Annotated in this window: 5 protein-coding genes and 1 pseudogene; 5 read left to right on the top strand and 1 reads right to left on the bottom strand. The window is 44.3% G+C overall.

Features of this window, described 5'->3' with window-relative positions; translation table 11 throughout:
* Positions 1-171 precede the first annotated feature (171 nt).
* The 4 genes and pseudogenes from fabZ (at position 172) to G3352_RS03185 (ending at position 4743) form a co-directional block, all read left to right on the top strand.
* Positions 172-613 (top strand): annotated as a pseudogene (fabZ, locus tag G3352_RS03170) (3-hydroxyacyl-ACP dehydratase FabZ).
* Positions 614-679: 66 nt separating this feature from the next.
* The gene (locus G3352_RS03175; RefSeq protein WP_163753722.1) at positions 680-1462 is read left to right on the top strand and encodes an SDR family NAD(P)-dependent oxidoreductase; all 783 of its coding nucleotides are present in this window, start codon (positions 680-682) and stop codon (positions 1460-1462) included.
* 278 nt (positions 1463-1740) lie between these two features.
* Positions 1741-3483 carry an ABC-F family ATP-binding cassette domain-containing protein gene (locus tag G3352_RS03180; protein ID WP_163753724.1) on the top strand — a complete coding sequence of 581 codons (1743 nt, stop codon included), beginning with the start codon at positions 1741-1743 and terminating at the stop codon, positions 3481-3483.
* A gap of 789 nt (positions 3484-4272) precedes the next feature.
* Positions 4273-4743, top strand: a complete 471-nt coding sequence (locus G3352_RS03185; protein WP_163753726.1) for an NUDIX domain-containing protein — start codon at positions 4273-4275, stop codon at positions 4741-4743.
* A 343-nt stretch (positions 4744-5086) separates the two neighbouring features.
* Here G3352_RS03185 and G3352_RS03190 read toward each other — a convergent pair whose 3' ends face one another.
* Entirely contained in the window at positions 5087-5959 is an 873-nt protein-coding gene (locus tag G3352_RS03190) for a helix-turn-helix transcriptional regulator (RefSeq protein WP_163753727.1), read from the bottom strand.
* 208 nt (positions 5960-6167) lie between these two features.
* On the opposite strand from G3352_RS03190, the gene G3352_RS03195 reads away from it, so the two are divergent.
* Entirely contained in the window at positions 6168-12557 is a 6390-nt protein-coding gene (locus tag G3352_RS03195; protein ID WP_163753729.1) for a rhamnogalacturonan lyase family protein, read from the top strand.
* The last annotated feature ends 54 nt before the right edge of the window (positions 12558-12611 follow it).

The raw sequence follows: 12611 nt of genomic DNA on the forward strand, positions 1-12611 counted from the left end.
ACTTTGAAAAAGTGGCAATTTTGGAACTATCCCTTCGTTTGGCAAGATAAGTCCATCTAATTGTAACACGATATCTGTTTCTTTAAGCTAATGGGCAGGATAGTATAATAATGTATGATTTCTCCAAATGACATTAGAATGGTTATAAGCCAATAATAGAGGAGGAAATCCATGCTTGATATTAATCAAATTAAAGAGCTTGTTCCCCATAGATATCCCTTTCTTTTGGTCGATAAAATCTTAGAAATTGTTGAGGGGAAGAAAGCCGTTGGAATCAAAAATTTGACTTTCAATGAACCTTATTTCCTTGGGCACTTTCCCGATTATCCTGTCATGCCTGGAGTCTTGATTGTAGAAGCACTGGCACAGGTGGGTGGTACCGTTATGTCCAACGTAGAGAGCGATAACCATAAGATGGGTTTACTGACTGGTATTGATAATTGTCGGTTCAAAAAAGCAAGTAAAACCAGGGGATCAACTCCATCTTGAATTCAAAGTGACCCGAACCAAGGGACAGATTGTTAAAGGAACAGGTATCGCAATGGTAAACAATGAATTGGTTTGTGAAGCAGAAATTATGTTTGCATTTAATTCTATTGAGGCATTTAACTAACGGGAACGATAGTTGAATATAACCAGTTTAGTTCAATTATTGGAGACAATAAGGGAGGAAATACAAATGGATTTAGGGTTAAAGGATAAAATAGCACTAATTACAGGCGGCAGCAAAGGGATCGGGCTAGAGACAGCAATTGTTCTAGCATCGGAAGGTGCAAAGGTGGCAATCGTCGCACGCAACGACGAGGCGCTTCAAGCTGCGGCGAAACGTATTAAGCAAACTACAGGGACAGATGCACTAGTTATCTCTGCTGATATTTCAGTAGAAGCAGAGGTGCGAGGTGTGGTGGAGCAGACTGTACAGCATTTCGGTGGATTGGATATTTTGATTAACAATGCTGGAGCGGCTGCGGCTAATCCGTTTGAAGGGGTTAGCAGCGAAAGCTGGTATTCAGATCTGGATTTGAAATTGTTAGGAGCAGTCCACAGTTCTAAGGCAGCAGTTTCTCATATGCGTCAAAGAGGTGGCGGTTCCATCCTTAATGTGACGGCGATTGTAGGGAAGACACCATCTGCATCGTCTTTGCCAACATCAGTCAGTCGGGCGGCAGGACTTGCACTAACGAAGGCCATGAGCAAAGACCTCGCCAAGGACAATATTCGTGTTAACGCCGTGTGCATCGGTCTAATCCGTAGCGATCAGATTGAGCGGATGTGGAAGGCTTCAGCACCAGAGCAGAGTTGGGAGGAATTCTCTTCCAACCCCATTCACGGTATCCCACTCAAGAGAATAGGTCAAACAGAAGAGGCGGCAAAAGTGATTGCTTTTCTTGTGTCGGGTGCAGCCTCCTATGTAACAGGAACTGCCGTGAACATAGATGGTGGTACATCCACTGTATTATAAAATTGTAGAGGTATATGTTGAAAAGCGTGACTCAAAAAAATGCCCTAAATGAGGGCTTTTTTTGCTTGGAAATTAGTGGCGAGGGACAAGAACTTGTACTGATTGATTCTGAAAATCGTTCAACAAGCCACCATTCTATAGAAAGTATTAGAATTTCGTAGTGAGGATAAGAGAAACAATGGATTGTACTTGGTGGTAATCAGTGTTACTCTAAAAGTCTGTGTTCGACAATACATTACAAAATACTCACCATTTTAGTTATAAAGAAAGGTAACACTATGATAAAAGTTGATAACTTATCCTTCTCGTTTCCACAAAAAGAACTATATAACAACATTTCATTTACGTTTGAAGAGGCACAACATTGCGCTTTTATCGGAACAAGTGGCAGTGGGAAAAGTACACTGATCGATATACTCATGGATCCTGAAAGATATTTGTTCGAGGGCAAGTTAGAGATAGACCCGGATTGCAGAATCGGGTATGTGAGTCAGTTCTCGCAAGTAGATAAAACGAAAGAAATGACCGTTTTTGAATATATCGGAGAAGAATTCATCAAGATACAAGATGAAATCTCAGCCCTTTATGCGGAGATGGCCACCACGTCGGATATGGATTCGCTGCTAGAAAAGGTTCAATTGGCGTTGGATGCTTTTGAGGCGATGGATGGGGATAATTTCGAAAACACTATTAATAAGCAGCTAAACCTGGCCAACCTCATGAAGCTAAAAGATCTTAATGTATCCGAATTAAGCGGCGGGGAATTCAAACTTATTCAAGTGATGAAGGAAATGCTTAATCGTCCAGACTTAATGATTATGGACGAACCCGATGTATTTTTAGACTTTGAAAACCTAAATGCACTTAAAAAGCTTATTAATTCCCATAAGGGAATGCTGCTAGTTGTTACGCACAACCGATATCTATTGAATCATTGTTTCAACAAAATTATACACCTTGAAAACACAGAGATCCAAGAGTTTGACGGGCGATATATCGATTATAACTTCTCACTGCTTCAGACTAAGATCGAGCTGCAAGAAATCGCGGTTGCTGAAGCTGAAGAAATTGAGAGATACGATCAGATCATCGACAATCTTAGAGAGATCGCCACGTATAATTCGGAAGCCTCCAGAGGCAGAGCGTTAAAAGCCAGAGTCAAGTTTCAAGAGAGATTGGAAGCGCGTCGAATAAAAGAGCCATTTGTCGATATCAAGCAGCCGAATATCAGTTTTGGTATTGATAAAGAACTTGAAGACACTACTGTTATAAACGTCAATAATTATAGCGTTTCCTTTGACGAGTTGCTTTTGGAAAATGTGAATTTCGAGATCAAATCGACAGATAAAGTAGCCCTGATCGGTCCAAACGGTACCGGGAAAACGACTTTACTCCGAGAAATCTTTAAAAATAATCAGGATTCCATTGAAATAAATGCTGATGTTGTTAACGTGGCGTATTTATCTCAGGTTCAAGGCGAGATGCTAAAGGATTCCAATACAATATTAGATGAATTCATCGAGGCTGGGTTTGAAACTTATGATGAGATTAGATCATTTATTTCAAAATATGGCTTTGAAGGAGAAATTCTTGATCAAAAGATAGAGTCTTTATCTGGCGGAGAAAAAAACATGCTTCAATTGGCTAAAGTTTCTGCCAGTCAAGCAAATGTATTGCTTCTTGATGAACCGACAAGCCATTTAGATATCTATACACAAATCGCATTGGAGAAAGCTATTGAGGACTACAAAGGTGCGATTCTCATGATTTCTCATGATTTCTATTCTGTTGTTAATGGTATGGATTATGTTTTAATTATTGAGGACAAGACGATTAGTAAAATGAGTATACTAGAATTTAGACAGATGATTTATGCGAGTCATTTTAATGAAGACTATCTAGAAACTGAACAAAAGAAAAAGTCTGTTGAAATTAAAATAGAATTGGCTTTAAAAGATACTAATTTTGAACTTGCAAAAGGTTTGGTTGATGAGCTGGAAGAGCTGATTAAGTTGCTTTAATTACAGGTCTCTGATTGAAATGATTACAAGAACATTATTCCATTGAAAGTCGCTATTTTAGCGGCTTTTTTTTATTTTATCGGTACAAGTTCGTGTCCCGAGCTAACGGTGATTGGCTGCTTTCATTCAATTAAAGGGCAGGTTATTGTAACTTTCAACTTTTAGTTAACGTATAATTTAAACAGGATTCTAGACATGAATACATTCAATGGAGGGGCTAGATTGAACAAGTATGTGTTACATATCGTTGCAAGTGTAATTTGTATATTGACACCTGCTGTCGGTCTCTTATATGGTTTTTGGGATAGCCACCAACCCAAAATAGGACCTGTAGGGGACGGGAAACCGAATTATCCTACAATACCTCAATGGATATCTATTGTCTCTTCTTTTATCTGTGGAATAGTTAATCTACCTCTTGCCATAATTCGATACAGACAAAACATAAAGCCTAATAAAGATATTAAAAGTTAATGCCTGTTACGCTAACGGGATAATCCTCAATAAGCTATCAGGCGGGTACGTTATAGTAAATGAAGCAAAATTATATACTTGACTCTAGTGCATTATAGTGGGTATTATTTCCATACATTGATGATTAGGAGAATAGACGATGTTAATTTTAGAATTAAAACGATCTCATCATCATGGAAAGCGTTAATCCATTCCTTTAATAATTTGGGATGGGTTAACGCTATTCGCGCTTACCATCCTGCGATATGCAACGCGCAGGACTTAGGTCTAGCGCGTTTTTTTATTTTTTGTTACAAAAGAAATGGAGGAGTAAAAATGGCAATCGTGACAGATTCAAGAGGTAATATTTTTTTGGAATTTATTAATATCGAGTATGATAAGGTCACAACAATTACACTGGATGCACCACTAACACATGCTCTAATCGTGGCGAAGTACCAAGGAAAGTATCTCTTCATGCATAATAAGTGGAGAAAGAATTGGGAACTGCCGGGAGGTATTATTGAAGCTGGAGAGAATGCTCAACAATGTGTAATTAGAGAATTATTTGAGGAAACCAATCAAAATATTGATACGGTTGAATTCAAAGGTTTAATGAAGTTTAGACTTCAGCCAAGTTTTCATGGACCTGAACGGACGGAGTATGGAGCTCTGTTTGTGGGTGAACTGTACCAACTTGATGATTTTGTTGAAAATGATGAAGCTTCTTCAATTATCCTTTGGGACGGTACATCAGAGATTGGTGATATCGCTGAAATAGATAGGAAGTTAATTGAATTCGTGTGATACGAACATGGCCTTAAACTTACCGTTACATGCAGCGTGGAGAACCAATCGGTATCTCAATGGATTGCCCGCATCATGAAGAACGTGACAAAGAAGTAATTTAATCCGTGATTTCTCTTACATCTCAGAAAATCGAAATGTTCCTTATGAGCAACTCAGATGAAGAGAAAATAAAGCTGCAAAAGTCGGGTGATAAATATGTGTAAAATTGAACCTTTAATGTCGAGATACAAAAGACATTGTTCCACTTAAAGTCGCTATTTAGCGGCTTTTTTTATATATGAACGAAGCCGAAGATTAAACTTGAAGAGCTTGAAAGATTCCTCGCAAATAGCGAATTTGGCTATTCATAATAAATGGCCTCGTAAGGAAACTCTAACTTATTCATGCGATACTCTTTAGGCGACATGGACATATATTGCCGAAAAACTTTGCCGAAATAGCTGGGACTCTCAAAGCCGCATTGTTGACCAATTTGGGAAATCGGGAGTTCCGTTGTACGGAGTAGTCGGATTGCAACCTCAATACGTCTGTCTTTGAGATAGGCTAGCGGTGATGTTTTCTCGGATTTCTGAAATAACCTGCACAAGTAGTGTTTATTGATATCGCAGTGGCTGGCCAGCAGATCCAGCGTTAATGGAGCTGCATAATTCTCTCGGATGAATTTTTTACATTTCTCGATCGTTGTTATTGAAAGCGCACCGATATCCTTCTCTGCATCCCGACTCGTCTGCACTAGGATAAGCAACCACCGATAGATTTGCTCGGACAAGCGATACTTGTCCGTAACTTTCTCTTGATGAATTAAATGGATAATTTGCCATAACTCTTGAATCAAAGGAGAGTCCGCGTTTCGTCGAATGACATGTCCCTCATTATCATGGATCATATCCCAAATTCGGTTGGCTTCATCCCCTCGAATGTTTATCCATATAAATTCCCATGGTTCGTTGTTCTCTTGCTTATAGTAATAGCAATGTTCTCCGGAGATTTTAACAAGTAGTGCATGTCCCTTCGGTAAAGGAATCGTTTGATTTTCAATATCCAGATAACCCTGACCATTAAGCGTGTATTGAAAAACAACATGCCCCGGGTCCGGTCTATTGTCACTTGGACAACGATATTCCTCGCTTGAGACGATCTGCCATCCAATAGAGTCAAGTGTCATGATTGATGTATCGTCATTACGAAAAGCATAAGAGACCGTATGAACCATACTTTCATCCCCTGCCTAAAAAAGTCAATTATATTATATAATACGTCACATTTTTTAGATTGTCTGTCTTTTTTTAGAGCTGTAAGATAAATGTAAGCGGTAACATAAAAAAAGGGGGTGACTGCAGTTTGTGTTCATTTGACAACCAGAAGAGCAGATCGAACTTGTGATTCTAAAATGATTTTTTCGATAAGGAGGACTTAATCCGATGAACCGAAGAACTGTTTCCATCCAGAAATCGATATTTGTATCTTTATTAGCGCTCCTTATGGTTATCTCACTGGTCATACCCCCGGCGCCTGTGCGTGCAGAGTCACCAAGTAGCAGTAGCCTACCGGGTCGCCAAGGAGAATATCTTAACCGGGGTCTGGTTGCGGTTCTTGTAGACAACGGTGTTTTTTTAAGCTGGAGGTATTTAAATAATGATCCTGATGATATCTCTTTCAATATATATAAAAACGGAACCAAAGTGAACGCATCGCCCATAAGCGACGTGACGAACTATGTGGACACCACTGGTTTCGACAGTTCGCAGTACCAAATATCCACTATCGTTGCAGGAAAGGAGCAAATGCTGCCGGAAGTTGTCTCGGTCTGGCATAATGATTATCTGCCTATTCCGCTGGATAAACCGGCCGACGGTCGGACCAAAGACGGTGGAACCTATACGTATTATGCAGGTGACGCATCTGTAGCTGACTTGGACGGCGATGGCGAATATGAAATCGTCTTTCTGTGGAGTCCGAGCAATTCCAAGGACAATTCGCAGGCAGGTTATACCGGCAATGTCTATATCGATGCCATCAAAATGGACGGTACGAAGCTGTGGAGGATTGACCTGGGCGTTAACATCCGTGCCGGAGCTCACTACACGCAATTAATGGTGTATGACCTTGATGGCAACGGAAAGGCCGAAGTTGTGGTCAAGACGGCGGACGGTACGAAGGACGGCCAAGGCACGGTCATTGGCGACGGCACGAAAGATTACCGTAACGAGAGCGGATACATACTGTCAGGGCCTGAATATCTCACGCTGTTTGACGGTGAGACTGGCGCAGCCGTATCCACGGTGAATTATGATCCGCCAAGAGGAAACGTCAGCGATTGGGGTGATGGCTATGGCAACCGTGTAGACCGTTTCCTTGGTGCGATTGCTTATCTGGACGGCACAAAGCCAAGTGTCATAATGAGCCGGGGTTATTATACCCGCACAGTGCTTGTTGCTTATGATTATGTTGGTGGGGAACTCGTCAAGCGCTGGACTTTCGACACAAACGAAGCAGGAAAACAGTATGAAGGACAGGGCAATCATAATCTAAGTGTGCTGGATGTCGACAATGACGGAAAGGACGAAATCATGTTTGGCGCTCTAGCCATAGACGATGACGGCAGCTTGCTGTACAGCACCGGCCACGGCCACGGCGATGCCATGCACGCTGGTCAGCTCGATCCAAACCGAGAGGGCTATCAGATGGTAAGCGTGCATGAGCATTCAGATGCTGCATACGGACTGGAGATGCGCGATGCGGCAACAGGTGAAATTCTCTGGGGGGAGAAAACAGGTTTTGACACCGGTCGCGGGATGTCGGCGGATATTGATCCGAACTATCCGGGATACGAATCATGGGCCACAACCATTACCAATGGGCAGAGCGTTCCCGTAACCAATACCTATTCGGCTGCCGGAGAGGCTATCTACACGGTGGACGAAGGGCCCGAAACTGCCAATTTCGCCATCTGGTGGGACGGAGATCTTCAGCGTGAGCTGTTTGACCATGAGTGGGATAACAGTACAGCCAAAGGTATTCCTCTCATTTATAAATGGGATTACGAAAACAAAAAGCTAAATGAAATCTTCCGGGCGACGGGCACATTAACGAACAACCATACCAAAGGGAATCCGGCGCTTCAGGCGGACATTCTGGGCGACTGGAGAGAGGAAATTCTGCTGCGGAGCGAAGATAGTTCAGAGTATCGTCTCTATACAACGACCATTCCTACAGACTATCGCATCCCTACGCTGATGCAGGACCCTGTGTATCGACTTGGCGTAGCCTGGCAAAATGTAGCCTACAACCAGCCGCCTCATACCGGCTTTTATCTTGGAGCGGAAGCTATCGCATTCCCTAAAGCCGATTTGGCGCTGACTCGCGAAGCAGAAATGCCCGAGCCGGTCTATCGCTTTAATTTCGGAACAGAGACTGCGTCGGGAAGTACGAATATACAGGATACGCTCTACGCGCAAAATCCGGGATACGGCTTCAAGGATACAACCGGTGTTACCGTAGGAGCAAATGAAGTTTCGGTTGCGACAGGTACGACATTTGCTGTTGACCTGCCAAACGCCAACTATAAGGTTACGCTACGTTTGGGCAACGATACGCATGACTCAAACGTCGGGGTCAAATCCGAATTTGTGCAAAAGCTCGCCGTAACGAATGTGGCAGCCGGAGCACCGCTGGAGTATTCCTATGATGTTGCATTGGTGGATGGACAGCTCGATTTCTTATTCACCGGTACAGCCATAGACATCCAGGACATTCTCATCGAGAAATATCCGGAGAAAGTGGCCGGTGCGGCAACAACGATCTATATGGCTGGTGATTCAACCATGCAATCTTACAGTGAAATGCAGGCTCCTCAAGAAGGATGGGGCCAGCAGTTCGGACGTTATTTCTCGAATGGGGCAGTCATCGTGAATGATGCAATCGGTGGCCGAAGCAGCAAATCGTTTATGGTAGACGGTCGTCTGGATACGATTTTGCAGCGAATTAAGCCGGGGGACTTCTTCTTCATTTCCTTTGGTCATAACGACGCGAGTGTAGGTATACCGGATCGGTATGCATCACCGGAGGACTATAAGATTTACTTGGCTCGTTATGTAAACGGTGCCAAACAGCGCGGCGCTACACCGGTATTGCTCACTCCGGTTGGACGCAGAGATTTCAATACGGTAACTCAGGAATTCAACGTCAGCTTCCCGGCATACGTGCAGGCTGCCAAAGAAGTGGCAGAGGAGCTTGACGTGCCGCTAGTTGATCTCAGTGAGTTAAGTATTGCGTACTACGATAAAATTGGTAATACAGCTACGGAGAAAGTATTCCTATATGCTAATCCGGGTGAATATCCAAAATACCCGAATGGGATCAACGATAATACCCATTTCAGCAGCTATGGTGCGCAGAAAATTGCCGGACTCGTTGCTGGTGCGGTCAAAGACATGGAGCTGAGCATTTCATCGCTGGTCATCGACCCGGATATTTCCGAACCCGAACCAGAGCCGGAAATCCAGCTATATGAGGAGAATTTTGAAGGCGATGCTGCCGACTACCAGTTTGCGATGGTTAATGCCGCAGGTATTGCAGGAACCATGACGGGTACGGTGGTTGAACAGTCTGGAAATAAGGTACTGTCCGTTACGGGGTCAGGATCGGGCAATCGGGCCAAGGTATTCCGTCTGTTCGATGCCGTAAACGGCGATCAGGTGAAAGTGAACTTTGACTGGCAATCCGGTAATGTGAGTGCCTATCCGTCAGAAGGTCATCTCACGGTCCAGGATTCTAACGAAAATGCCCTTTTCACGCTGTATACGAAAACCGGAAGCACGAAAATTCATTATTTTGTCGGTGCATATAATCCGGACTACGGTACGGGCGATACGGCCATCCCCGAAGGGGGAACGGCTACAGAGATTTCCAAGAACCAGTGGGTCGATGTGGATGCAACCGTTAATTTTGCCAAGAGAACACTGGATCTGACATTGACGAATCTGGCGGATCCGACAGTTACACAAACGATTTCAGATATCCCGCTGAGTTCCGGTGTATATGCGGACAACGTCAGAGCCATTCGGTTTCTGGGGACGAGAAAAGGCGGCGGAGGCACGCTGAACTGGACTACGCAGATCGACAACGTGCGAATTGAAGGCACAGAGCTTCCTTCGGAGGGTGGCGATCAAGCTGCCTTAATCGCTCTGTACGATGAGATCAAAGCACTTGATCTGTCGGAATATACAGAAGCATCGAAGGCCGTGGTAAACCGTGCTTTGGCAGCTGCAGAAGCGATATTCAATACGGAAGCCACCCAAGCTCAAGTTGACCATGCGTTTAACATGTTAACTGTGGCGAAAGATTCATTGACAAGTGAACCGGGCGAAGAGATTAGCGAATACAAATTTGATTTTGGTTCAGGCGGCGCTGCCGAAGGATACACCAAGGTAGATGCCAAAAGAGCGTACATTGAAGGCAATGGGTATGGCTTTGCCGATACTACGCTAACCAAAGATGAGAACCGGGAAACCGGGGATGCGCTCAAGGAGGATTTCACACGGGTAAACGGCACCTCCTTCCTGGTGGAAATGGAGCCGGCCAATTACCGGGTAACGATGACCATCGGGGATGCCCAAGAATCGACCAGCGCGAATGTCGTTGTAGAGCAGATGACGAAGCTGCCGCTCACAACCATTGCCAAGGGAGAATTCAAAGAAATTACGTATGACATTGCTCTGATCGATGGCGTCTTTAATTTCGACTTCACCGGAAATGCACCGAAGATCAATGCACTGAAGCTGGAGCGCCTGCCAGATAACAGCGCAAGCGATGAACCTGTAATTTATTTGGCTAGTGATTCCACCGTGGCCAATTACGCGGAGAATTATCGTCCGCAAGCGGGTTGGGGCGAAACGTTGGGGAGATATTTTGATCAGAATGAGGTAAGCATTGATAACCGGGCAGTTGGAGGATTGAGCAGCAAAACCTTCCTGGTCGGCGGATATCTCAATGATATTTTGCTCGACATTCATGAAGGCGATTATCTGTTCATGCAGTGGTCTCATAACGATTCTACGCCGTCACGTCCGGAGCGTTATCTTACACCCGAGCAGTTTAAAGTATATTTGAAAGAATACATTAACGGTGCTGTGCAGAGAGGTGCAATTCCGGTTCTGGTCACGCCAGTGAACCGTCGCGATTTTACCGGAGAGGTGCTGAACAAGAGCTTCCCGGAATACGTGCAGGCGATGAAAGAAACGGCGCAGGAAACGGAAACACTCATCATTGATCTGAATCAGGCCAGTTGGGAGCATTTCCAGGAGCTTGGCACAGAAGGAACCAAATCGATATTCATGTGGGTAGGTACAACAGAGGACAATACGCATTTGCAGATGAACGGTGCAATCAAGGTAGCCGAACTCGTGGCACGTCTTGTGAAAGATTTGAATATGCCGCTATCTGATTTTGTCACGCTGGAAGGGGAGTCACCTGATCATGAAGCCCCGCATACTACGGCAACTGTGGAAGGAGAATCCCAGAACGACTGGTATACGACTCCAGTACAAGTAACCTTCACAGCAACCGATGAAGATTCCGAAATCGAAGGGACCTATTATCAAATCAATGGTGGCGAAACGGTGAGTGGTACGCAGTTGACCCTAACTGAAGAAGGAACACATACCATCACCTACTGGAGCGTCGATGTTGACGGTAACAAAGAGAGTGAACAGTCTTTGTCCATATCCATTGATCTCGTACCTCCAACCATTGAAATTCATGGTCAAACCGAGTACACCATTGATCAGCACGTGGAAATTGGCTATACAGCCTCCGATACGGTATCCGGTGTGGCAGAACCGACGGGTGTGCTCCTGGACACTCCGGCGTATACACTGGAACCCGGCCTGAACCAGGTTACGGCAACCGTCTCCGATTTGGCTGGTTGGGAACAGACGATAGAATATAGTTTCGGGGTTATTGCTACGTTCGACAGTCTGATCAATCTGACCAATTCCTTTGCGGATGAATCGATAGATCCTAATGCCGGTATTCTTGCTGATCAGCTTGCGAACACCTTACAGCAAGCCAACCAGGCAGCAAACGATCATGAAGGAGCAAAGGCGCGTCAACTGCTTGCAGCCTACGGTAATGATGTTCAAGCAGCTAGAGGAACCGTATTTACGGATGAGCAGGCAAATGTACTGCTTAAGTGGGAAGAATGGCTCAAGCAGGCAACCCCACTAGCAAACGGGGCCCCTGGCACTCCGGTGTTATCTGACAATAACGGTTACGACACAGGGCTCAAAGACGGAGACTACACTGTCACGATGAATTTGTGGTGGGGCAATAACGGCAATCAGTTCAAACTGTATGAGAATGGTGAATTGATCAAGGAAATTGCTTTGGTCGATCAATCCCCATCCGCTCAGTCTGTTAAAGTTGATATTACTGGAAAGAAAAATGGCACCTATATTTATACCGGTGAATTGATCAATGCACTGGGTACGACTATGAGTGTTCCGCTGACAGTCGTCGTCACGGATGCTTCCCCGGGGCAATCTGTTCTGTCGAACGACAACTGGGACGGTGACGGTAACTTTAATGTCACCATGAATCTGTGGTGGGGAACGAACGCAACCGTATACGAACTTTACGAAAATGGTGTTTTGATCGACACCCAATCGCTGCAAGCTCATACGCCGAGTGCACAGTCTGCGGTTACTGCAATCTCTGGAAGGGTACCTGGAATCTATGAGTATGAAGCTGTACTTCGTAATCCTTCAGGAGAAACCAAATCATCCAAATTAAATGTGACAGTACGAGAGTAAGCTGAAATGTTTGAGGCATTCCATTAACATTAAGTGATTAGAACCGAAGTAAGG

It is taken from the genome of Paenibacillus sp. ALJ109b (assembly GCF_010747435.1).
Classification (GTDB): Bacteria; Bacillota; Bacilli; order Paenibacillales; family Paenibacillaceae; genus Paenibacillus; species Paenibacillus taichungensis.

Coding starts and splice junctions, on each gene's coding strand:
- G3352_RS03175 (WP_163753722.1), top strand. CDS start 680: ATGGATTTAGGGTTAAAGGATAAAATAGCACTAATTACAGGCGGCAGC.
- G3352_RS03180 (WP_163753724.1), top strand. CDS start 1,741: ATGATAAAAGTTGATAACTTATCCTTCTCGTTTCCACAAAAAGAACTA.
- G3352_RS03185 (WP_163753726.1), top strand. CDS start 4,273: ATGGCAATCGTGACAGATTCAAGAGGTAATATTTTTTTGGAATTTATT.
- G3352_RS03190 (WP_163753727.1), bottom strand. CDS start 5,959: ATGGTTCATACGGTCTCTTATGCTTTTCGTAATGACGATACATCAATC.
- G3352_RS03195 (WP_163753729.1), top strand. CDS start 6,168: ATGAACCGAAGAACTGTTTCCATCCAGAAATCGATATTTGTATCTTTA.